10 protein-coding genes and 1 pseudogene are annotated in these 25,378 nt (G+C 54.6%); 10 read left to right on the top strand and 1 reads right to left on the bottom strand.

Annotated features, from left to right (window positions below):
* Window positions 1–23: 23 nt before the first annotated feature.
* The 9 genes and pseudogenes from KVT34_RS11985 (at window position 24) to KVT34_RS11945 (ending at window position 10,946) form a co-directional block, all read left to right on the top strand.
* Window positions 24–938, top strand: a complete 915-nt coding sequence (locus KVT34_RS11985; RefSeq protein ID WP_217558855.1) for a LacI family DNA-binding transcriptional regulator — start codon at window positions 24–26, stop codon at window positions 936–938.
* A gap of 26 nt (window positions 939–964) precedes the next feature.
* On the top strand, window positions 965–2,323 hold the full coding sequence (locus KVT34_RS11980; RefSeq protein WP_217558854.1) for an alpha/beta hydrolase: 1,359 nt from the start codon (window positions 965–967) through the stop codon (window positions 2,321–2,323).
* Window positions 2,320–3,663 carry an alpha/beta hydrolase gene (locus KVT34_RS11975; protein ID WP_217558853.1) on the top strand — a complete coding sequence of 448 codons (1,344 nt, stop codon included), beginning with the start codon at window positions 2,320–2,322 and terminating at the stop codon, window positions 3,661–3,663. Before KVT34_RS11980 ends, KVT34_RS11975 begins: the two co-directional genes overlap by 4 nt.
* Before the next feature lie 27 nt (window positions 3,664–3,690).
* On the top strand, window positions 3,691–4,293 hold the full coding sequence (locus KVT34_RS11970; protein ID WP_217558852.1) for a hypothetical protein: 603 nt from the start codon (window positions 3,691–3,693) through the stop codon (window positions 4,291–4,293).
* Window positions 4,294–4,677: 384 nt separating this feature from the next.
* Window positions 4,678–6,114 carry an FAD-dependent oxidoreductase gene (locus tag KVT34_RS11965; RefSeq protein WP_217558851.1) on the top strand — a complete coding sequence of 479 codons (1,437 nt, stop codon included), beginning with the start codon at window positions 4,678–4,680 and terminating at the stop codon, window positions 6,112–6,114.
* A 463-nt stretch (window positions 6,115–6,577) separates the two neighbouring features.
* Entirely contained in the window at window positions 6,578–7,447 is an 870-nt protein-coding gene (locus KVT34_RS11960) for an aminoglycoside 6-adenylyltransferase (RefSeq protein WP_217558849.1), read from the top strand.
* Between the two features lie 106 nt (window positions 7,448–7,553).
* Window positions 7,554–9,803, top strand: coding sequence for an ATP-binding cassette domain-containing protein (locus tag KVT34_RS11955; protein ID WP_217558847.1), 2,250 nt, complete (start codon window positions 7,554–7,556; stop codon window positions 9,801–9,803).
* Between the two features lie 115 nt (window positions 9,804–9,918).
* A pseudogene (locus tag KVT34_RS11950) lies at window positions 9,919–10,368 on the top strand (GNAT family N-acetyltransferase).
* A gap of 194 nt (window positions 10,369–10,562) precedes the next feature.
* Entirely contained in the window at window positions 10,563–10,946 is a 384-nt protein-coding gene (locus tag KVT34_RS11945) for a nuclear transport factor 2 family protein (protein WP_217558846.1), read from the top strand.
* Window positions 10,947–11,190: 244 nt separating this feature from the next.
* Here the strand turns inward: KVT34_RS11945 and KVT34_RS11940 are convergent, their stop codons facing one another.
* Window positions 11,191–12,054 (bottom strand): hypothetical protein, encoded by an 864-nt coding sequence (locus KVT34_RS11940; protein WP_217558845.1) that lies wholly within the window; start codon window positions 12,052–12,054, stop codon window positions 11,191–11,193.
* Window positions 12,055–12,877: 823 nt separating this feature from the next.
* Here KVT34_RS11940 and KVT34_RS11935 point away from each other — a divergent pair.
* Entirely contained in the window at window positions 12,878–25,333 is a 12,456-nt protein-coding gene (locus KVT34_RS11935) for a non-ribosomal peptide synthetase (protein WP_309244085.1), read from the top strand.
* Window positions 25,334–25,378: the final 45 nt, after the last annotated feature.

Raw genomic sequence — 25,378 nt, 5'->3', positions numbered from 1 at the left:
ACGTTTAAGTAGGAGCGATTAGGATGAAGAAAGCAACCATCAAAGATATAGCCAAAGCGGCGGGCGTCTCCATCGCCACCGTTTCGTATATTTTGAACGATGTGAAGACCCAGTCCATCTCGGACGAAACGCGCGTCAAGGTAATGAAAGCCGCCCAGCAGCTTAAATACGTGGCCAACCGGACCGCTCAATCGTTAAAAATCAAAAAAACAGGTCTGATCGGCATTTTGCTGTTTCAGGAGCAAGAAGACCATTACTGGTCCGATTTTAAATATGCCAAAACAGTCGGCAAAATCGAACAAATTTGCGGACAACTTGGATACCATGTCATTTTCATGCAGGTCCGGAGCCAGCTTTCGGATTACAAAATGATCATGGAGCGGAATTTGGACGGCGTTTTTCTCATCAATGCGGATCAGGAACGGTTCGGCACGATCTCCAATTATTTCGGTTTCGGTATTCCCGTTTTTGTCATCGACAGTTATATCGACGATTCGCTGTTTCACAAGATCATTCCGGATTTCGCGCAATGCTTCCGGGCTTGCGAGGCTGCCCTTGGCGGCCGGCCGGAGTTTCTGGTCACGGATGCTTACAACAACGCGAAGCTTGCCGGTTTCATTCGGGAACAGTCTGGCCTAGAGAATGAACGGATTTGCGTGTACGACAATCCGGAACAGCTGAACGATTTTCTGTCGCGTTTTGAAGGGAAGCCGGGGATCGTGATCAACGAATTTCTGGCGCTTGAAGTGCTGAAGACAACAGCCCGCATTGCCGCCGTATGCACGTGCCATTGTCCGCAGGTCCTTCCGGGCACGGTAGGGAGGATTACGTTCGATTTGAATGACTATCAGGAAATAGTTCATAAAATGGATCGTTACATTCAAGATGCGGACTATGTAGATCCTGAAAAATTTTACTACTTGTCCGGCACTTCGTAACGATCCGTTTCAAAGGAGAGTTCACGGTGAGTTCATCGCGGTTAATCGAAATCAATCCTTTTTATTCTCATACCTTGAAAAACGAGCGGACGATTTATGTGTATTTGCCGCCAAGCTATCATTTAGACGAGCGGAAAAGGTATCCCGTCCTGTATATGCAGGACGGCCAGCATGTTTTTTTCAAAGACCGTAAGGGCGAGTCCTGGGATGTTCATCTTACCGTCGACGAGCTGACTGCGCAGGGCAGGATGAGAGAAATTATCGTCGTCGCCGTTTCGCATGTGGAGGACGCGCGCATCGCCGAGTATATGCACGCCAATCCGGACGGCCACAACATTTTTCAGACCACGAATCAAGGCGAATTATACGAAACGTTTCTCGTCCGCGAAGTGAAGCCTTTCATAGATGCAAACTACCGGACCTTGACGGAAAAAGAGCATACCGCTCTGATGGGATCGTCCGCCGGCGGACTTGTATCCTACAACATCGGCTTCCGGCAGCCGGAAACGTTCGGTATGATCGGGGCGTTGTGCCCTTTCTTCGTAAGCGTCGATCCGGCCACGATGGAAGACCGGTGGCTGAGCGCCGTCTATACCGATAAAAAACCGCTGAAAATATGGATGGATGTCGGGGATGCGGAAGGCTTCACGGTAATGGAGAAGCATGTGAGGCAAGTCGCGGATACGCTGATGGAGGCGGGTTACAAGCCGGGCGGCGATTTCATGTACTATTTCGCCGTCGGCTCAGGCCATTCCCAGAAAGATTGGGCGGCCAGAGTTCATGCGCCTCTTCTATATTTTTTCGGCGAGATCGGAAATCCCGTACGCGTAGATCTGCACGGCCCGGAAAAAATCGGTCTGCAGGGTCCGTCCTGCGCGCTTAATCCTGTCGTTCATTATGACAGCGGCTTTATGATGACCGATCTGGACGCGGACTATGAGGTGACGGATCCGGGCATCGTCGAGGTGACGGCCGAAGGCAGGCTCATTCCCAAGCGGGAAGGAAACGTCACCGTCCGCTACAAAGGGCAGGGATTGACGGCAAGTCTGGACTTGACCGTCGTTCCGCATCTTTCCGATACGGTCAGTGTTACGATGTTCGTCGAAGTGCCGGTGTGCACGCCGAAGACGGATACGCTCTATGCGGGCATCGAATTGCCGATGATCGGAGAAAGGCTATACGGAGGGACGTTCCAAGTGCCGCGGGGTATCTCCTTCGAGTTCCGCATTTCCAGGGGCCTTGGCAAGCACGAAACGGAGGCAAGCGGAAGGGAAATACCTTACCGCAAATTTACGGCACGCGAGGGACTGGAGCTGTCTTACAAAGTGGAACACTGGGTTGATGTTCCGCCAAAGACGGAAGCAAAGGAGGCGGCAAACGGATGAAAAGTCTGTCGAGTTTGTTGAAAATCGAACAGTTTTATTCGGCCTCTCTAAACAACCGCCGCGATCTGTTCGTTTATCTTCCGCCCGGTTACAGCGAAGAGAGCGATAGGCGTTATCCGGTATTGTACGTGCATGACGGACAAAATATTTTTCATCCCGCCTTCAACGGCTATTCGTGGAACCTTCATAAAACGGCGGACGAGCTCGTTCAGAACGGCCTGATGGAAGAAATCATCATAGTCGGCATCGCGAATATGGGCATGCAGCGGTCGGATGAATTCACTCACGAGCTGGAAGGCGTCGATTATTTGCGCGATAAAGTGGAAATTCGGCCGAAAGGGCAGCTTTACGAACAGTTCATCACCGAGGAAGTGATGCCGTACATCGACTCGCTGTTCCGCACGAAAAAAGGGCCGGAGCACACGGCCATGATGGGCTCGTCCCGGGGAGGCCAAGTGACCTACCATATCGGCATGCGCCGCCCGGACCTATTCGGGAAACTGGCCATCCTGTCGCCCTATTTTTACTGCGTCGATCCCGTAACTTTGGAGGAAGCGCGCCAGTATCATACCTGGACGGACAAAGTCCCGTTATCCCAGATCTGGATCGATTTGGGACGCCGCGAGGGCACGCTCATTCTGGAAAAACACGTACGGGAAGTGACGGAAAGCCTCCTGCGGCTAGGCTATAAACCGGATGAAGAGCTTGTATATTACCTGGACCCGGCCGGCACGCATTCGGAAAAGGTCTGGGCCGCCAGAGTGGCGTCTCCGCTTCTGCATATGTTCGGGAAAAAAGGAACTCCTGTCAAGCTTAGCCTGGAGGGAGAAGAAATCGCAGGCATCCGGGGGCCGGGAATGCGTCTGAATCTGATGGCGGAATTTGACAGCGGGTTTAAAATGTCCTTGCTAAGGGCGGATTACGCGGCCGAAAACGGGACGATTCTGGAGGTGCGCGAAGACGGCACCTTAGTGCCCCGGCGTGCAGGGGAGACCGCCGTTAAGGCGAGCTTCGGCGGCTTGTCCGCGGCCCGGACGATCACTGTCGCCGGAGAACTCAAGGAGCATGTCACGCTTGAGCTGCTTGTGCACGTGCCTGAGGATACGCCGGAAAACGCGGCCTTGTACAGTTGGGTCCCCCTTCGCAAAGATGCGGGTAAACCGCACGTATATTCCGCGCGTCTCGACGTTCCCCTGTATACGGCTTTTGAGTACCGGATCAGCCGGGGGGACGGCGCCGTGGAAGCGGATGAGGCCGGGCAGGCGGTTACGCGCTTTTACAAGGCGGAAGCGGACGGACGGCTGGAACTGACGGTGCGGAGCTGGAAGAGTCCGCAGTAAGTACGCAGTAGGTATGGAGGGAATTCTATGATGAACAAAATGATCGTCAGCGTAGTGCTCGGCTCCTTGATTGTTTCCGGAAGCCTGCTGCTGAACGGAACTGCCATGCGGCCCGCACTGCCGGATTCCGGCATGACGGACGGCAAGCCGGTCCTTCCGGGAGACGGCGGGGTATCAGGCGTTAAGGTGCCGGTGCCTTCGGGCAGCGAGGATTCTCGCGGCGAGAAGGTTTATGTCCGCCTGCCCGTGACAAACAGCGCGAATAACGTCGAAGTCACCGTACATGCCGTCAGGCTAAAGGCGGGCACAGCGGATTTCGAGGTGACGATCCGAAATCTTTCGGAGCGGGAGACGATCACGCCGGATCTGACAAGCGTTAGCGTCGTAACGAACGAAGGTCTGCCGGGCCGAAGCTCGGAGAAGGTACGCGCTGCGAAGGTTAACCCGGATTTTGAGCAGGCGGTTATTTCGCCCGGCAAGGAAAGATACGGGTGGCTGAGCAGCGATGCCTGGAGCGAGGAAGCTCCCGAGCGTCTCACTTTGAATGTGACGATCCGCGGGAACAACGGTGAGGAGCAGGCGTTTGCCATCCCTGTAGACTGCCGGGGACTTACGTTCCGCACGCTTTGATGACAGGTGCCTGACGGACGGGAATGCAGGGACAGAAGAAGAGAGCCGGATCGACCGGATTGGGGAGAGAAAGCGATAGAGAGTTTGGCAGATTGAGTTAGGGGCAAGAGCAAGAGCAAGAGCAAAAAGAGATGGCCGGATGCCGCACCACAGGTGCGGCTTTTTACTGGTTGCCTTCTCGGGCATTTTAAAAAGACATAAATACCTCTTGCATCTTTTTAAGCAAAGGTGTAAGATAGGGCCATAAGATATTGTGATTTATTTCACATACGTAACCTGCTTCGTTGTTATTCATTAATACGCTTTGGTTAATCGCCAACAGCTCTTTTTTTATAGAAAGTATGTGAAATAATTCACTAATTAAAATTTCGGGAGGCTATCATCATGACATTTAAAGTTGCCGTAATCGGATGCACACACGCAGGAACCGCCGCTGTTAAAAACATTGCAGCACAATATCCCGACGCGGAAATCACGGTTTACGAGCGTAACGATAACATTTCGTTCCTTTCGTGCGGAATCGCGCTTCATGTCGGCGGGGTGATCGAAGATGCGCAGGGGTTATTCTACAGCAGCCCCGAGGAGCTTGCCCGGCTCGGTGTCGTTACCCGGATGCGTCATGAAGTGCTTGAAGTCGATGTGGAAGCCAAAACGCTCCGGGCTCGAAACTTGGAGAACGGGGAAGAGTTCGGCGATACCTACGACAAGCTGGTCGTGACGACAGGCTCGTGGCCGGTCATTCCGCGGATGGAAGGCATCGGGCTGGAGAACATCCAGTTGTGCAAAAACTACGGCCATGCCCGTGAAATCATCGCCCGCGCGGCGGACGCGAAGCGCATCACGGTAATCGGAGCCGGTTATATCGGCATCGAACTCGTCGAAGCATTCCGCGATCTGGGCAAAGACGTGACGCTGATCGACAACATGGACCGGGTCATGGCTAAGTACCTGGACCCCGAGTTCACAGCGCTCGCGGACAATGAGCTTACGGAACGGGGAGTGCAGCTTGCACTCGGACGAACCGTCGAAGGATTCCGGGGTACGGACGGCAAGGTACGCGAAGTCGTAACGACCGACGGCACTTTCGAGACCGATATGGTCGTGCTGTGCATCGGTTTCCGTCCCGGAACGGATTTGCTCAAAGGCCAGGTGGATATGCTGCCGGGCGGAGCTATCCTCGTGGACGATTATATGCGCACGAGCCATCCCGACGTGATGGCCGCCGGAGACAGCTGCGCCGTCCGCTATAACCCGACGGGCGAAGCCGCCTATATCCCGCTGGCGACGAATGCCGTCCGCATGGGAACACTGGCCGGTCTGAACCTGCTGAAACCGGTCGTCCGTTATCAGGGCACCCAAGGGACGTCGGCCATCAAGCTGTTCGACTGGAACATCGCCTCGACGGGTTTGACCGAAGCGGCCGCGGCTGCGGCGGGCCTGAATGTGGAGGCCGTCCTCATCCATGAGAACAACCGGCCGGAATTTATGCCGACCTATGACGACGTGATGCTGAAGCTGATTTTCGAAGCGGAAGGAGGCCGCCTGGTGGGAGCGCAAGTGATGTCGAAAGCGGATATGACCCAGGCCGTCAATACGCTGTCGGTTTGCATCCAGAACCGGATGACCGTGCAGGAGCTTGCTTTTGTGGATTTCTTCTTCCAGCCGCACTATAACAAACCGTGGAATCTGCTTAATACGGCCGGCCTGGCCGCTATGCAGCGGCTGAATGAAACGGAGAATGCCGTAACAGAACCGGAACGTATGGAACCCGGCACCGAACGTAGCGATGCTCGAATTCACGGCAATTACGGAGTCGCATAAACGGAAAAAGCTTACGGGCAGAACTGCCCGATCCCTAGGCCTGATTAAAAAAGAACCCGCTGCCGTTTTACAAGGATAGTGGGTTTTTTTATTCGAACATATTTCTCTTTACGACTCTCAAAATCAGAAAATTTCCGTCGGTCTCACGAATATGGTAAAATTTATTGGAAGGTGAAAACGACCGGTTTCAATAAAAAAAGCCGGAAATTCGACGAAGCGCAGTACCGGGTGACGGCTGTGCGAAACCTCATCGGACCTTATCTGACCACAGCAAGAAATCCGTCACCTGAAATGCAGCTGAACCGGGCTTTTTGGCAGCCCTTTCTTATAATTTTTATCCGGGAGAATAGCTGATGACATTTGCGGAACATTTTATATAACTTCGTTTACCGGATATCCGGGGACCTCCTTGGAACGTTTTGTTGCCAAAATGTGAACATGAAAACTCAGGAGGTGCCGATCCATGCGTTCGGAACAAGAAATGTTTGATCTGATAGGTAAAGTGGCGGAGAATGACCCCCGTGTAAGAGCGGTCGGTTTGAACGGTTCGAGGACGAATCCGAATGTTTCCAAGGACTTTTTCAGAGACTATGATATCGTCTATCTCGTTACGGATGTGGAATCTTTTAGAAACGACCCGGATTGGGTAAATATGTTCGGGGAACGTTTGATTATGCAGACGCCGGATGATATGGCTCTGTTTCCTAACGAGCCGGGACACCGTTTTGCCTATCTCATGTTATTTACAGACGGGAATCGCATAGACCTGACGCTTATTCCTCTAGAGGAGAAAGAGATGTACTGCCGGGAAGATAAGCTGACGGTGATCCTGCTTGACAAGGACAACGATCTGCCGGCTCTACCGCCTCCGACCGATGAAGACTATTGGGTGCAGCGGCCCGACGCCCAACGTTTCGCCGATTGCTGCAACGAATTCTGGTGGGTGTCTACCTATGTCGCCAAGGGACTGTGGAGACAGGAAATTTTATATGCGATCGATCATGTGAATCTCGTTAGGGCGATGCTGCTCAAAATGCTGGAATGGAAGGTCGGGATGGATACCGGCTTCTCGCTCAGTATCGGGAAGAACGGCAAATTTTTAAAGCGGTACCTGGATAAGGAATCTTGGAAAAAGCTTTTGTCGACCTATGAAAACGGCGATTATGAGCAGGTTTGGAACGCTTTGTATGTGACGGGAGAGCTTTTTGAGCCTGTTGCCCTTCAAGTGGCGGCCGAATTCGGGTACACGTATCCCGCGGAAGAAGCGGAGAAAATCAAATCGTATTTGCGCCGAGTTCAACTCCTTGCTCCCGATGCGAAGGACATCCAGTAAAGTTTCTTGAAAACAAAAAGAACCCTGACACATAGCTGTCAGGGTCTTTTTGTTACGATGGAAGCAGAAACGGAAAGCACAAGCCGAAAAGAGAGGAGCAGCAAAAATGAAACCGGAATATATCGTGCTGAGAGGGGCACGGGAAAATAATCTGAAGGATATTCATCTTCGTATACCGAAAAGAAAAATAACGGTGTTTACCGGCGTGTCGGGATCGGGCAAATCATCCGTTGTCTTCGATACGATCAGCGCCGAGGCTCAGCGCCAGCTGAACGAAACGTTCTCGACCTTCATCCGAAACCGCCTGCCGAAAACCGGTCAACCGGAGGTGGACAGCATCGAGAATCTGTCTACCGCTATCGTGATTGATCAGAAAAGACTGGGCGGCAACTCGCGCTCGACTGTCGGAACCGCAACGGATATCAACGCGCTGCTCCGGCTTTTGTTCTCACGTGTAGGAACGCCCTTCATCGGTTATTCGAACGCGTTCTCGTTCAACGATCCCGCGGGGATGTGCCCCGGATGCCAGGGGATGGGCACCAGAGCCGTTCCGGATATCCCCAAGCTTTTCGACCGCTCGAAGTCGCTGAATGAAGGAGCGGTGCGGTTTTCGACCTTCACGGCCGGAACTTGGTATGCCAAGCACCATCTGCTTTCCGGTCTGTTTGATCCGGACAAGAAGCTTCGGGATTACACCGATGTGGAGTGGCAGAGGCTTTTATACGGCAAATCGGAGAACTTGCAGCTGCCTTCCGACGGCGGGATGCCCTCCAAACGATTCGAAGGTGTCGTGGACCGGTTTATCCGGCTCTATTTTAAAAAGGACGGAGCCAGCTTGCCGGACAACGTGAAACGGTACATCACGTTCTCTCCGTGCGAACTGTGCGGGGGAACGCGTTTGAACAAAGAGGCACTGGACTGCAAAATCAACGGGCAAAATATCGCCGAGGTGGCAGCTAAAGAGATCGAGGATTTACTCCCGTTTCTGAAAAGCCTGCTCGGGGACAAAACGGCCGCACCGATTTTGTCCGGGATGATCCCGCCGCTTCAGCATTTGCTCGACGTGGGACTCGGGTATCTCCGCTTGGACCGGGAGACGAAAACCCTTTCCGGCGGCGAATCCCAGCGGATCAAAATGGTCCGCCACCTGAACAGCAGCTTGACGGATATGCTTTATATATTCGACGAACCGAGCACCGGTCTGCATCCGTGCGATGTCGAGCGGTTGAATGGGCTCCTGCGCAAACTAAGGGACAAGGGCAATACGATCCTTGTCGTGGAGCATGACCGGGACGTGATCCGGATCGGGGATCATATTGTCGATATGGGGCCCGGAGCCGGTGCGGAAGGAGGGCGCGTCGTTTATGAAGGCAACCTGGAGGGCCTTTATAAAGCGGACACCCTGACGGGCAAAAACATGAAGAGGGAGATCCCGTTTAATCCGCATCCGCGCAAGCCTTCCGGCTGGCTGACGATTGAGAACGCTTCTCTTCATAATTTGAAAAATATCACCGTTCGTATTCCGTCCGGCGTTCTCACGGTCGTTACCGGTATGGCCGGTTCCGGCAAAAGCACGCTCATTCACGATGTATTTGCGGCAGAGAATCCGAAAGCGGTTGTGATCGATCAGTCTCCGGTCACCGGGAATATCCGTTCTACGCCGGCCACTTACACGGGAATCATGGATGAGATCCGGCATTTGTTCGCCAGAACGAACGGGGTCAGCGATTCGCTGTTCAGTTTTAACTCAAAGGGGGCGTGCCCGGACTGCGGAGGACTCGGCTTTCTGGAAACGGACATGGCATTTCTGGAACCGGTCAAAACGGTTTGCGAAAGGTGCGGCGGCAAACGGTTTAAAGAAGACGTGCTCGGTTATACGTATAAAGGTAAATCGATCTATGAAGTGTTAAAAATGACGGCGCATGAGGCATTGCATTTCTTCGGGGAGGAAGAAATTGTACGTCCCCTGCAGGCGATCCGCGATGTGGGATTGGGTTATCTGGCGTTGGGGCAGCCGCTCAGCACGCTATCCGGCGGGGAGTGTCAGCGGATTAAGCTCGCGAGCAAGCTGCACAGGCAGGGCAGGATTTACATTCTGGACGAACCGACGACCGGGCTTCATATGGCGGACGTGAGCAAACTTCTGGCGATGATGAATCGTCTGGTAGATAAAGGAAATACAGTCATTGTGATCGAGCATAACGGCGACGTCATTAAACAGGCCGACTGGATCATCGAGCTCGGGCCTGAAGCGGGAAAGAACGGCGGAGAAGTTATATTCGAGGGAACCCCGCTGGAATTGGCGGAAGCGGACGGTTCCGTGACGGGACCTTTTTTGCGGGGGACCCGGGTTTGAGCCATGAAGGGACTCGGACAAAATTGTTGAAGATTTTGGCAAGGTGCGAGGCGTGGCGTACTTCTCAAGGGTCTTAAAATGGTTCAGCTAAACGGAATGCAGAGGAGGAATACCGATGGAAATTAGAACTGCGCAGCGCGGCGATTTGGAAGAGATCGTGCGCCTGCTCGCCGATGACGAGCTTGGATCCCGCCGTGAGCGGTATGAGAAACCGCTGCCTCCGGCATACGAGGAGGCATTTTCCGCTATCACCGGGCAGACGGGCAATTCCATCCTTGTGGCGGAAATAAACGGGGACGTGGTCGGCTGTCTGCAGTTGACACTGATTCCCGGCCTTGTCCGCATGGGGATGACAAGAGCGCAGGTGGAAGGCGTCCGCGTGGACAGCCGGTACAGAGGGTGAATCGGAAAAGCTCTGCTCGAGCATGCCATTGAAACCGCAAAGGTGCACGAATGTGGACTCGTCCAGCTCACGACGGACAAAACGCGCGGAGACGCCCACCGCTTTTACGAGAAGCTGGGTTTTACGGCCAGCCATGAAGGGATGAAGCTTTCGCTGGACTAATTCGTTTTAAAAGCCGGTCGAGCCTATCCATAAGGACGGCTGGCTTTTTTATTTCCATTTTACTGGTCATGTTAAATTTTATATTGACTATACGTTCATTCATTAATAAAATAAACCTGAAAGGAATATTTTTCATGCTGAAAGAAGTTCGTGATTTTTGTGTGACCGACTAATCATGCGAGAGGAGCGTCGTGATGGAGGATCGTGCGGCGATAAGCTTGGTTGAAAAGTACGTGGAGGCTTACAACGCTTTCGATATCGAAGGCATGCTTCTGCTTATGCAAGAGGAGATTGTATTCCGCAACATCTCTAACGGCGTCGTGAATGCGGAGACGGAAGGAAAAGACGCTTTCCGCGAATTAGCCGGGCAATCCAAAAAGCTGTTCTCCCAGCGCTGTCAGACTATTACGGATTATACGGTCAAAGACGACAGAGTTGAAGTTGAGATTGATTACGAGGGAACTCTGGCGGCCGATCTGCCAAACGGTCCTAGAGCAGGGGAAAAGATCTCTCTTAAAGGAAAGTCGGTATTTACATTTGAAGGCGGCAAGTTGCTCGTAATCGAAGATTACAGTTAAAAAACGGTATCCGGGGCCGTGGTTTCGGCGAAAAGCTGCGGGCTGTCTCCGTAGAGAGCGGTTTTGATCCACGGTGACGAGGAGACGGCGGTCATACGGCGGCGTAATGCGAAGCGTGAAACCGCATGATGCAAAGCAGCTCAAGTTTCAGTCGAAAAACGTACACGGCGGTATATATGCGGTGTATAAACACAACAGGTGCAGGCTATAAAAGCTTGCACCTGTTATTTTTTTTGCCCCGGCGTCAGTAGCGGTCCATAATCAACTGAGTCTTGAGCGAATCCTGCGCGAGGAACCAGCCCTTGCTCTGCAGGAGTGCGATCAGTTCATCGTGCTTCGCGGATGCGGTTGATTCGCTCGTCGTTTTGAACGAAGCTTCGACTATGTATTCGGTGCCGGTTCCGTCAGAGTTCCGGATCGGCCATACTTCGATGTACAGCTTCAAGCCGCTCCAAGTGCCGATCGAGCGTTTGGCAAGCACCGGCCCGTAGTAACGGGAGCTTCCGAGCAGATTCGTGCCCCAGCCGTTGCTGAGCCAGTTGTCGAACTTGCCCGGCGCATTGCTGATCATCAGGCTGCGGGCATCGCTGACAGACGGAAGATCCATGCCGCTGTAGCCGGATTTGCTGGCATTTTTGCTTCGCGTGATGCTCAAGGTTTTGTTCTGATATCCCCACTCGACTTGCGCTTCGTAGTTCGTGTCGCTGGAGTCGAACCCGTCCTGGTTCGCTTTCGTAAGCGCGGCGTTGATATCGTTGTTTACGATCGGGTACCGCTTTTTGTAGCTCAGCTCGAATTTGCTCTCGCCTTCGGTTTTGCGAATGCGGGGGCTCCAGCCGCCGTTGTAAATATTTTTGGCGTTCGTGTCCAGGAAAGCCACATTCATTTTGGTAACGCTGGACGGCATGGCGAACGTATCCAGCACGTCGCTTTTGAGCTTGTTATCCGAGCCCAGAACGGCCGTCGGACTCATCAAAATCTTGACCTCGTAATCAGGCACCATGTTGCTTGCGGCCTGAGCGGGAGCGGACTGGATCACCGTTCCGGTCAACAGAGTCGAACCGACGGTCAAGACAAGCGCGGTGGTGCGGAGCAAACGTTTAAACATTCAATTTTCTCTCCTTTATTCTCATCTTGAATAGTTTCCCATTATTTAGAATAAAGAACGTTTATTAGCTCATCGTAAAGGGAAAGGACGATTTTTGTAAATACCGTTTTATTTAAAAAGAAATAATTGCGGGTGCCGGAGCATTTGCTAGCTTAAGATTTGTGTGCGCCTATTAGTTATATTCGCAGAGAAGGTAAATTGAACCATATGAATAAGGGATAGAAGGGATGCTCGATGAGCCGCATTCGTTATTGTTTTTGGAAAGAATAGGAGCGTGGAATGGAGAAAGGGGGCGGAAAAGCGGGGTTAATCGACAAATGTACATCTATCGACAATGACATATGTCACAATAAGTATTTATATTTTGTAAAAATGGATAAAAATAGACCTTATTATTAAATTAATACAAAATAGTTCAAAAATACCATGATTACTGAGAGGACATCAGCTATAATTGGTAATTGATGGTGAATTATGCAATTTTATAAGAAGAGGAAGCAAATGGAATCCTACAAAAGCATGAAAGCAAAAATAGTTTAGTTTCTAACGCAAGAATCTTTTGTTGCAAATCCCGGTAGACGGGATAGAAACGCCCATTTGCAAAACTGCCCGCGAAGGGAGGACACCCTTACTAATTATCTCTATCCGACATCATATGTCAAGTTTTGGAATATTTTCACCCGACCGAACAATGAATTAGACGAGCCTGCCGAAAGAACCCCTTCACTTTTTGTTCAAAATTTTTTTGAAAGTTTGGAGTGTGGAATTTAGATAACAGGTTTGCATACCTGAAAAGGAATCTCTATACCAGGAGAGTGTCGATGTGAGAGAAAATACGAACAAACGGTTTGCTTTAACCCAAGCTCAGCGAAGAATATGGAGTATGGAAATGATGTATCCGAATACATCGGTCGGAATCATCGTGGGTACTTTGTTTATTCGCGGACCCGTGAATACCGACGCTTTGATGCAAGCGATCTATAAGCTGGTTCGGGACCATGATGCGTTCAGAATCCGGCTTGCGTCTACCGATGCCGGAGAACCCTTCCAGTGGTTTGTGAATGAATCGGACATTGAACCGCGCTGCGATTATTTGGAAATGGGCAGTGAAGCCGAAGCAAAAGAGTGGCTGGAACGGTTTAATCATACGCCGTTATCCATATTTGACGAACAACTGTATCAATTCTGCCTGTTTAATCTGAATAACGAAGAACATTGGTTTAACATAAAAATTCATCACAGCATTGCGGACGGTATCGCATCCCATCTGCTTTGCACGACGATTATGGAAAACTATACAAAATTAATCGACGGCCAAGAACCGGACGCTAAAGCCAAAGGGACTTATCTCGATTACATCTACGCCGAACAAGAATACGAGCGATCGGATCGCTACCAGAAGGACAAAGCCTACTGGCTGGACAAGTTGGAATCCTTCTCGGAAATAACACGAATGAAACCGAGTTCGCCTTACTCCGTGAGCACGGAGTCCGACAGGGTAAGTGTGCCTTTCGCGGGCAAGCGCTACGAGCAGCTGCAGCGTTTCAGCGAAGAGCATAACATCAGTACCTTTACGGTGTTTTTGGCGGCTCTATACATATTGCTCCATAAAGTAACGGGGAATGAAGATATTACAGTCGGTACCATCTATGCGAACCGGACGTCGAAGCAGGAAAAAGAGACGTTAGGGATGTTCGTGAGTACGGTTGCGACCCGAATGCTGCTCGAGCCGGATCAGCATGTATTGGCGTTTTTGCAGCATGTTTCCAAAGAACAGAAAGCGAATCTCCGCCACCAGAAATACCCGTACAATCAGCTTATTCAAGACTTAAGAGAGCGGAACAAGCAGTGGGACGTTCCCGAATTGTTCCGTGTGGATATCGAATACTTGCCCGTGAACTGGACTTATTACGACGGCCTCAGCGTTATTCGGAAAAGCAGTCATTCCGGGCACGAAGTGGGCGATTTTGCCATACACGTTGTAGATATGCTCGACGACAAGGAAATTGATTTGAATATCGATTACCGGGTTCAGTTGTTCGATGAGGGCGAAATTCTACGAATTTCTGAGCAGTTGTTTACTATTATTGACCAGATCGTCCTTAACCCTCTGCAGACCGTACGCGAGCTGTCCATGCTGAGCGACGGGGAGAAGAATAAGATTTTGACGGAATTCAATCCGCCGGTGTCCGAACTTCCGACTGTACAAACGTTCCACCAATTGTTCGAGGAACAGGCGGCGTTAAACCCGAGTGCGACGGCAGTGGTGTACGAGAACAATGAGCTGACCTACGGGGAACTCAACGAGCGGGCCAACCGCCTGGCGGGTTCGCTGCGCGGAGCCGGGATCGGCCGGGAATCGGTCGTGGGCATTCTGGCCGACCGTTCGGTCGATCTGCTCGTCGGCGTCATGGCGGTATGGAAAGCCGGAGGCGCGTACGTTCCGCTGGACCCGGATTACCCGTCCGATCGCATCCGCTACATGCTCGAAGACAGCGGTGCGGCTGTACTGCTGACGCAAAGCGGATTGAGGGACAAAGCCGGAACGTGGCAGGGAGAAGGCGGAGCGCTTCGCACGATTCTATGCCTGGACGACGAGAAGTCGTACAGCGAAGAAAGGGAGAACGCGCCGACGGAGAGCCGGCCGGATGACCTTGCCTACGTGATCTACACATCCGGCACGACGGGGCGGCCGAAAGGCGTTATGATCGAGCACCGGAGTCTGGTGAATACAGCTGCCGCCTACCGCAAGGAATACCGGCTCGATCAGTTCCCCGTACGCCTGCTGCAGCTGGCGAGCTTTTCCTTCGACGTGTTTGTCGGGGATATCGCCCGGACACTGTACAACGGCGGCACCATGGTCATCTGCCCGAAAGACGACCGGATTGATCCGACGCGCCTGCACGGCTGGATACAGAGCCGTCAGATTACCGTGTTCGAATCGACGCCGGCGCTGATCATCCCGTTTATGGAGCATGTGGCGCAGCAGAAGCTCGATATGAGCTCGATGAAACTGCTCATCACCAGTTCCGACAGCTGCAGTGTGGAAGATTACCGGCTGCTGCAGGAACGGTTCGGTTCTCAGTTCCGGATTATCAACAGCTACGGCGTGACGGAGGCGGCGATTGATTCGAGCTTCTACGACGAACCGCTCTACAAGCTGCCGGAAGCCGGAAACGTGCCGATCGGCAAAGCTTGGCTGAATGCGAAATTTTACATCGTGGACGCTCAGTTGAACCCCGTTCCCGTAGGAATTCTGGGCGAGCTGTGCATCGGCGGGCCGGGCGTCGCCCGGGGATATATGAACCGTCCGGAGCTGACGGAAGAGAAGTTTGCGGACAGCCCGTTCGCTGCCGGAGAGCGCCTGTACCGCACGGGCGATCTGGCTCGCTGGATGGAAGACGGCAACGTGGATTTCATGGGGCGTATCGACTACCAGGTGAAGATCCGGGGATACCGGATCGAGCTCGGCGAAATCGAGACGGCGATGCTGCGTTTTGACGGCATCCGCCAAGCGGTCGTGACCGACCGTACCGACGAGCGGGGCCAGAAGTATTTGTGCGGCTACGTTGTGTCGGAGTCTGAAATCGATACCAGAGAATTGCACGCGTATCTGGAGCAAACGCTCCCTTCGCATATGGTGCCGGCTCGCGTGATGCTTCTGGACCGGCTGCCTCTAACGCCGAACGGCAAGGTGGACCGCAAGGCGCTGCCCGAGCCGGAAGGAAGCGTACAGGCCGAGGTGAAATACATCGCTCCCCGTACTCCGGCGGAGCAGGCGCTTGCCGCCGTCTGGCAGTCCGTGCTGGGCGTAGACAGAGTCGGTCTGTCGGACAATTTCTTCGGACTTGGCGGCGATTCGATTAAGGCGCTGCAAGTTTCTTCAAGGCTCCTTCAGGCCGGTTACAAGCTGGTTATGCGTGATCTTTTCCACTATCCGACGATAGCGTCCCTCAGTCCGCAGCTTCAAACGGCCGGCAAAACCGCCAGCCAAGAAGAAGTAACGGGAGCCGTGACGTTGACGCCGATTCAGCGCTGGTTTTTCGGGCAGAATCCGGCCGACCCGCACCACAGCAATCAGGCTTTCATGCAATACCGCAGGGAGGGTTTCGAGGAGACGGCTCTGAGGAAAACGATCGCTAAGCTGGTCGAGCACCATGACGCGCTGCGTACGGTTTACCGCAAAACCGAAGCCGGATATGAAGCATGGAACCGGGGGACGGAGGAAGAATTGTTCAGCCTGGAAGTGGCTGATTTCACGGGCCTCGGAAACTGCAAGGCAGCCGTTGAGGCAAAGGCGAGCGAAATCCAGGGAAGCATCGACCTGGAAAACGGGCCTTTGGTAAAGCTGGGCTTGTTCCGCTGCCCGGATGGCGACCATTTGCTCATGGCCATCCACCATCTTGTTGTGGACGGTGTATCCTGGCGCATCTTGTTCGAAGATTTTGCGGCCGGCTATGAACAGGCTCTCGGCGGACAAGCGATTTCGCTTCCGCATAAAACGGATTCGTTCCAAACATGGGCCGGGCAGTTGTCCCGCTATGCGGACAGTGGGGCGCTAGAATCCGAGCGGGCTTACTGGAGGCAGATTGGGCAGCTTGAACAGACACCGCTTCCCAAAGATTTGGGGCAGGCGAAGTCAACGCTCAAAGACAGCGATGTCGTCACCGTAAGATGGACGGAAGGCGAGACGGAGCAGCTTCTGAAACAGGCGCACCGTGCTTACAATACCGAGATGAACGATCTTCTCCTTACCGCGCTCGGTATGGCCGTTCAAGCCTGGACCGGGCGGAGCCGGGTGCTGGTGAATCTGGAAGGACACGGCCGGGAAGATATCCTGCCGGAAGTGGATATCACGCGCACCGTCGGGTGGTTCACCAGCCAGTTTCCGGTCTTGCTGGAGAGCGGCCGAGATCAGACGGTTTCTCAGCAGATCAAGCAGACCAAAGAAGGACTCCGGCGCATCCCTAACAAGGGAATCGGCTATGGCATTCTGAGGTATTTGTCGGAAGGCCGGGAAGGCGACCTTTTCGGTTCCGATCCGGAAATCAGTTTCAACTATCTGGGACAGTTCGATCAGGATTATGAGAGCAGCGGCCTGGAACCTTCTCCGTTCTCAACCGGGAACGATATCAGCGAAAACGCGGTGATGGATTTCGCGCTCGACATGAACGGTATGGTCACGGAGGGCTCGCTTGAGCTTACGATCCGCTACGGAACGACACAGTACCGCCGGGAAACGATTGAACGGCTGGGGAGCCTGCTGGAAAAAAGCTTGCGGGCAGTCATTGCACACTGCTTGTCCAAAGATCTGCCGGAACTCACGCCGAGCGATGTCCTGCTGCCTGAGCTGTCCGTGGAAGAGCTGGAGCAGCTGACGGCACGCACCGCCCCAATCGGTGAGCTGGAAAATGTGTACACGCTGACTCCGATGCAAAAAGGGATGCTGTTCCACAGTATGCTGGACGCCGATTCGGAAGCCTATTTCGAGCAGGTGACGTTTGATCTGCAGGGCAGCCTCGACGCCGAGGCTTTTGCGAAAGGGCTGGATGTGCTCATTCAACGGCATGAAGCGCTGCGGACCAATTTTATAAGCGGATGGAAAGATGAGCCGGTTCAAATCGTGTTTCGTCAGCGGAAAGGCGAAGTTTACTACGAAGATGTAAGCGGACTGGACGAGGCGGAGAGGGTGCAAGCACTCGTTGAACTGGCAGAGGCAGACAAAGCCCGGAAATTTGATTTGGCGCATGATTCGCTAATGCGGGTGACCCTTGTGCGGACCGATGAACAAACCTGGCATGTGATCTGGAGCCACCATCATATCCTGATGGACGGCTGGTGCATGTCCTTCATGATCAAGGAAGTGTTTGAAAGCTATTTCGCGTTCCTGGAAAAAAGAAAACCGGAACTTCCTCCCGTTACCCCGTTCGCCCGTTATATCGAATGGCTGGAAAAACAGGATCGGAACGAGGCGGCCGATTATTGGAGGAGTTACTTGAACGGGTACGACCAGCACACGAAGCTTCCTCAGGAAAAAGTGCAGCGTAAAGGGGGAAGTTTCAACGCGGTCGAACTGGAATTCGAATTCAGCCGGGAGCTGAGCGAGCGGATCGAGCGCGTGTCCAGGCAAAATCAAGTGACGTTAAGTACGTTCATCCAAACGCTCTGGGGTCTCGTTCTGCAGGTGTATAACAACAGCAGGGATGTCGTGTTCGGCTGCGTCGTTTCGGGCCGTCCGGCGGATATTGCCGGTGTGGAAAGCATGATCGGCTTGTTTATCAATACGATTCCGGTCCGGGTCCGGAGCGAAGCGGGAGAATCCGTGGCGGATGTGTTGCGAAAAACCCAGGAACAGGCGCTTGGTTCCGGTGCGTACGATACGTTCCCGCTTTACGAAATCCAGGCGCTTAGCGAACAGAAACGCGATCTTATCAGCCATATCATGGTGTTCGAAAACTATCCGATGGAAGAACGGATCGAACAGCTTATCGGAGGAAACGGAGCTTTGGCCATTTCCAACATTCAGGCTCCGGAGCAAACGAATTACGATTTCGATATCACGGTTATTCCGGGCGAGCGGACTATGATCCGGTTCACCTATAACGCGGATACGTTCAGCGAGGAAGACATCCGTGGGATTCACGGGCATTTCACCCGGGCGGTCGAGCAGGCTGCGGCCGATCCGAATATCCCCGTGGAACAGTTGGAACTGCTTACGCTTTCGGAAAAAGAGCAGCTGTTCGAAGCGTTCAATCCGGCGATGTCCGAGCTTCCGCAGGTGCAGACGTTCCACCGGCTCTTCGAGGAACAGGCGGTACGGACTCCCGATGCGACGGCGGTTGTCTACGAAGACAAGCAGTTGACCTACCGGGAGCTGAATGAAAAGGCGAACCGGCTGGCGGCAACCCTGCGGGAAGGCGGTGTCGTCAGAGAGTCGATCGTCGGCATTTTGGCCGAGCGTTCGGTGGAGCTGCTCGTCGGCGTGATCGCCGTATGGAAAGCGGGAGGCGCGTATGTGCCGCTTGACCCGGATTATCCGGCCGACCGCATCCGGTTCATGCTCGAAGACAGCGGAGCGACGGTACTGCTGACGCAGACGTCTCTCAGAGAGCGCGCCGAGGCTTGGCTGGAAGCGGAAGCGACGGCGCTGCACACGATCCTTTGCCTGGACGACGAGAAGTCGTACAGCGGGGACGGAGAGAATGCGGCTGTCGGAAGCATCTTGGAAGGCAGCGCAAATGGGGATTCGGCTGACAACGCAGCGTCCGGCAGTTTGCCTGCATCAGGCACACCGAACGGTGTCCCGGCCGAAACCCAGCCGCACGATCTCGCCTACGTGATCTACACGTCGGGCACGACGGGACGGCCCAAGGGCGTCATGATCGAGCACCGCAGCCTGGTGAACACGGCGGCCGCCTACCGCCGGGAATACCGGCTGGACCGGTTCCCGGTCCGCTTGCTCCAGCTTGCGAGCTTCTCCTTCGACGTGTTCGTCGGAGATATTGCGCGGACGCTGTACAACGGGGGCACCATGGTCATCGTGCCGAAGGACGACCGGATCGACCCGGCCCGTCTGCACGGCTGGATCCACGAACAGCAGATTACCGTGTTCGAATCGACCCCGGCGCTCATCGTGCCGTTTATGGAACATGTGGCGCAGCACGAGCTGGATATGAGCTCGATGGAGCTGCTCATCACCAGCTCCGACAGCTGCAGCGTTGGCGACTATCGCGTGCTGCAGGAGCGCTTCGGCTCGCAGTTCCGGATCATCAACAGCTACGGCGTCACGGAAGCGGCGATTGATTCGAGCTTCTACGACGAACCGCTGGCGAAGCTGCCGGAGACGGGCAGCGTGCCGATCGGCAAAGCGTGGTTGAACGCGAGGTTCTACATCGTGGACGCGCACCTGAACCCGGTGCCGGTGGGCGTTCTGGGCGAGCTGTGCATCGGCGGCCCGGGCGTGGCACGGGGTTACTTGAACCGACCGGATCTGACGGAAGAGAAGTTCGTGGACAGCCCGTTCGTCCCGGGCGAGCGTCTGTACCGCACGGGTGACCTGGCCCGGTGGACGGCGGACGGCAACGTGGACTTTATCGGGCGGATCGACCACCAGGCGAAAATCCGGGGCTACCGGATCGAAACCGGCGAGGTCGAGTCGCAGCTGCTTCAAGCGGACGGCGTCCGCGAAGCGGTCGTCCTCGTACGCGAAGACGGCGGCGGCCAGAAAGCGCTGTGCGCGTACTTCACGGCGGATGGCGAGCTTGCCGTGAGCAGTCTGCGAAGCGCGCTGGCGCAGGAACTGCCGGGCTACATGATCCCGTCGTATTTCATCCGGCTGGAGCGGATTCCGCTGACGCCGAACGGGAAAGTGGACCGCAAGGCACTGCCGGCGCCGGAAGCGGGCGTAGACGGCGGTGCGGAATATATCGCGCCACGCACGCCGCTGGAAGCGAAGCTGGCCGCCATCTGGCAGGATGTACTCGGCCTTCAGAAGCAAATCGGCATCCGCGATAACTTCTTCGACCTGGGCGGACATTCCCTGCGGGCGACGACGCTTGTCGGCAAAGTGCACAAGGAACTGAACGTCGATCTGCCGTTAAGAGACGTTTTCCGTCATTCGACGGTTGAAGATATGGCAGAGGCGATTGCCAACATGGAACGGCAGGAGCATGTTTCCATTCCTGCTGTGGAAAAAAGGGAATTCTACCCGCTTTCGTCCGCTCAGAAACGTTTGTATATTCTCAATCAGCTTGAGGGAGCGGAGCTGAGCTACAACATGCCGGGTACGCTGATACTCGAAGGTGCGCTGGACCGGAACCGGTTCGAGGAAGCATTCCGGGGTCTGATCCGGCGCCATGAAACACTGCGCACGGGTTTCGAAATGGCGAATGGGGAAGCGGTGCAGCGGGTATACCCGGATGTGGACTTTTCCGTGGAACATGTTGTGGTAAGCGAGGAAGAAGCGGCAGAAACGGTGCGGAATTTTGTACGACCGTTCGATTTGGCCAAACCTCCTTTGCTGCGCGTAGGCTTAGTCGAACTGGCGGAGGACCGGCATATTCTGATGTTCGATATGCATCATATCGTGTCCGACGGCGTTTCGATGGACGTGCTGGTGGAAGAGTTCGTCCGCTTATACAGCGGAGAGGCGCTGGAGCCTCTGCGCATTCAATACAAGGACTACGCCGTCTGGCAGCAGTCCGAAGGGCAGAAAGAACAGCTGACGCGTCAGGAAGCTTACTGGCTTAATGTCTTCTGGGGAGAACTGCCGGTGCTGGAACTGCCGACGGATTATGCCCGGCCTGCCCTGCAGAGCTACGAAGGACGGACGCTCCAATTTTTCATGGATGCGCAGAAGAGTGAAGGGTTAAAGCGGCTGGCGGCGGAAACGGGTACAACACTATACATGGTTCTGTTTGCGGCCTATACAGTCATGCTGCATAAATATACGGCGCAGGAAGACTTGATCGTAGGTACGCCGATTGCCGGAAGGACACACGGAGATGTGCAGCCGCTGATCGGAATGTTTGTCAATACGCTGGCTATCCGCAATTACCCGGCCGCGGACAAAACGTTCCTCTCCTACCTGCAGGAGGTCAAGGAAACGACTTTGGGCGCATACGAGCATCAAAACTACCCGTTCGAGGAACTGGTGGACAAGGTGCAGGTTGCCCGGGATCTAAGCCGCAATCCGATTTTCGACACGATGTTCACGCTGCAAAACACGGAAAACAAGGAGCTTCAGCTGCCCGGCCTCCGACTGGCTCCTTATGCGAGCGAAGAAATCGTGTCCAAGTTTGACCTTAGTTTGGATGTGACGGAAACCTCCGGCGGCCTGGATTACTTGTTCGAGTATGCAACCTCTTTGTATAAAAAAGAAACGATAGAACGAATGGCCAAGCATTACGAGCAGCTTTTGAATGCCATTGTGAAGAGCCCGGAGGTCAAAATCGCCGATCTTGAACTGGTGACTCCTTCCGAAAAAGAGCAGCTGCTTGAAACGTTCAATCCGGCCATGTCCGAGCTTCCGCAGGTGCAGACCTTCCACCGATTGTTCGAGGAACAGGCGGTCTCGACTCCCGATGCGGCGGCCGTTGTCTACGAAGACAAGCAGTTGACCTACCGGGAGCTGAATGAAAAGGCGAACCGGCTGGCGGCAACCCTGCGGGAAGGCGGTGTCGGCAGAGAGTCGATCGTCGGCATTTTGGCCGAGCGTTCGGTGGAGCTGCTCGTCGGCGTGATCGCCGTATGGAAAGCGGGAGGCGCGTATGTGCCGCTTGACCCGGATTACCCGGCCGACCGCATCCGGTTTATGCTCGAAGACAGCGGAGCGACGGTATTGATGACGCAGACTTCCCTCAGAGAGAGCGCCGAGGCTTGGCTGGAAGCGGAAGAGACGGCGCTGCGCACGATCCTTTGCCTGGACGACGAGAAGTCGTACAGCGGGGACGGAGAGAATGCGGCTGTCGGAGTCATCTTGGAAGGCAGCGCAAATGGGGATTTGGCTGACAGCGCAGCGTCCGGCAGTTCGCCTGCATCAGGCACACCGAACGGTGTCCCGGCCGAAACCCAGCCGCACGATCTCGCCTACGTGATCTACACGTCGGGCACGACGGGACGGCCCAAAGGCGTCATGATCGAGCACCGCAGCCTTGTGAACACAGCCGCCGCCTACCGCCGGGAGTACCGGCTGGACCGGTTCCCGGTTCGCTTGCTTCAGCTTGCGAGCTTCTCCTTCGACGTGTTCGTCGGAGATATTGCGCGGACGCTGTACAACGGGGGCACCATGGTCATCGTGCCGAAGGACGACCGGATCGACCCGGCCCGTCTGCACGGCTGGATCCACGAACAGCAGATTACCGTGTTCGAATCGACCCCGGCGCTCATCGTGCCGTTTATGGAACATGTGGCGCAGCACGAGCTGGATATGAGCTCGATGGAGCTGCTCATCACCAGCTCCGACAGCTGCAGCGTTGGCGACTATCGCGTGCTGCAGGAGCGCTTCGGCTCGCAGTTCCGGATCATCAACAGCTACGGCGTCACGGAAGCGGCGATTGATTCGAGCTTCTACGACGAGCCGCTGGCGAAGCTGCCGGAGACAGGCAGCGTGCCGATCGGCAAAGCGTGGCTGAACGCGAGGTTCTACATCGTGGACGCGCACCTGAACCCGGTGCCGGTCGGCGTCCTGGGCGAGCTGTGCATCGGCGGCCCGGGCGTGGCACGGGGCTACTTGAACCGACCGGATCTGACGGAAGAGAAGTTCGTGGACAGCCCGTTCGTCCCGGGCGAGCGTCTGTACCGCACGGGTGACCTGGCCCGGTGGACGGCGGAGGGCAACGTGGACTTTATCGGGCGGATCGACCACCAGGCGAAAATCCGGGGCTACCGGATCGAAACCGGCGAGGTCGAGTCGCAGCTGCTCCAGGCGGACGGCGTCCGCGAAGCGGTCGTCCTCGTCCGCGAAGACGGCGGCGGCCAGAAAGCGCTGTGCGCGTACTTCACGGTGGATGGCGAGCTTGCCGTGAGCAGTCTGCGAAGCGCGCTGGCGCAGGAACTGCCGGGCTACATGATCCCGTCGTATTTCATCCGGCTGGAGCGGATTCCGCTGACGCCGAACGGGAAAGTGGACCGCAAGGCACTGCCGGCGCCGGAAGCGGGCGTAGACGGCGGCGCGGAATATATCGCGCCACGAACGGCGCTGGAAGCGAAGTTGGCCGCCATCTGGCAGGATGTACTCGGTCTAAAGAAGGAAATCGGCATCCGCGATAACTTCTTCGACCTGGGCGGACATTCCCTGCGGGCGACGACGCTTGTCGGCAAAGTGCACAAGGAACTGAACGTCGATCTGCCGTTAAGAGACGTTTTCCGTCATTCTACGATTGAAGAAATGGCTCAAACCATAGCGGGATTGGAACACCGGGAGCATACCGCCATCCCTGTACTCGAGAAACGCGCTCATTACCCGCTGTCTTCCGTACAGAAAAGGCTGTACATCCAGCATCAGATGGAAGGCGCGGAGTTGAGCTACAACATGTCGGGTCTTATGGTCCTAAAAGGTGAACTGGACCGCGGCCGCTTCGAAGCTGCACTTCGCGGGCTGATCGGCCGTCATGAGATTTTGCGAACGGCATTCGAGATGGTGGACGGCGAACCGGCACAGGTTATTTACCCGGAAGTGAATTTCGCCCTGGAGTACCGGCAGTCGGACGAAGAAGGAGCCCGGGAAATTGCCGCACAGTTTGTCCGCGTCTTTGATCTGGAACAACCGCCGCTGCTGCGGGTCGGTCTGATCGCGCTGGAACGGAACCGGCATATTCTGATGTTCGACATCCATCATCTTGTATCCGACGGCGTATCCACCGGCATTTTAATCGACGATCTTCTCCGGTTGTATATGGGCGAAGGCCTCCAGCCGCTGCGGATTCAATACAAGGACTTCGCTTCCTGGCAGCAGTCCGAAGCGCAGAGCGAACGTCTGAAAAAACAGGAAGCGTACTGGCTGGACGTTCTGGACGGGGAACTGCCGCGGCTTGAACTGGCGACCGATTTCGCGAGACCGGCGGTGCGCAGCTACGAGGGAGATGTGCTGGATTTTGCCATAGATAAGCAGCAAAGCGAAGCCTTACGGCAAATTGCGGACGAGAACGGCGCAACTTTGTATATGGTTTTCCTCGCCGCCTACACGATTCTGCTGCATAAGTATTCCGGGCAAGAAGACATTATTGTGGGCACGCCGGTCTCAGGCAGAACTCATGCGGATACGGAACCATTGATCGGGATGTTCGTGAACACGCTCGCGATCCGGAATTATCCGTCTGGCGAGAAAATGTTCCTTTCTTACCTGGAGGAAATCAAAGAAACGATGCTGGGAGCCTACGAAAATCAGGATTACCCGTTCGAGGAGCTTGTGGAAAAAGTGCAGGCGGCAAGGGACTTGAGCCGGCATCCGATATTTGACACGGTGTTTGTGATGGAAACCAGAGAAGACCGGATAAGCCGTTTCGGAGAGTTAACCGTCGAGCCTTATATCGAGGCACAGACGGTCGCCAAATTTGATCTGACCCTTGAAGTTACGCATGAGGAAGAAGGCATGAGCGGTCATTTTGAATATGCGACTAAACTGTTTACCCGGAATATGATCGACAATTTTGCCGAAGACTTTCTGACCATCCTCTCCAAAATTTGCGAGCAGCCTCATGTCCTGCTGAAAGATCTTTCCTTAAACGGTTCTTCGGAGCAGGAAGAGGACTTGCTGGAAGCTATTGATATTGTTTTCTAAAGCTTTACCCGGCGGATGTGCGTGCGGCGCATTCCGTATTCAATC

Source organism: Paenibacillus sp. GbtcB18 (genome assembly GCF_019091125.1).
Taxonomy (GTDB): domain Bacteria; phylum Bacillota; class Bacilli; order Paenibacillales; family NBRC-103111; genus Paenibacillus_F; species Paenibacillus_F chitinolyticus.
Note: the sequence above shows the minus strand (reverse complement) of the source record. Positions and strands in the feature narration are given on the sequence as shown.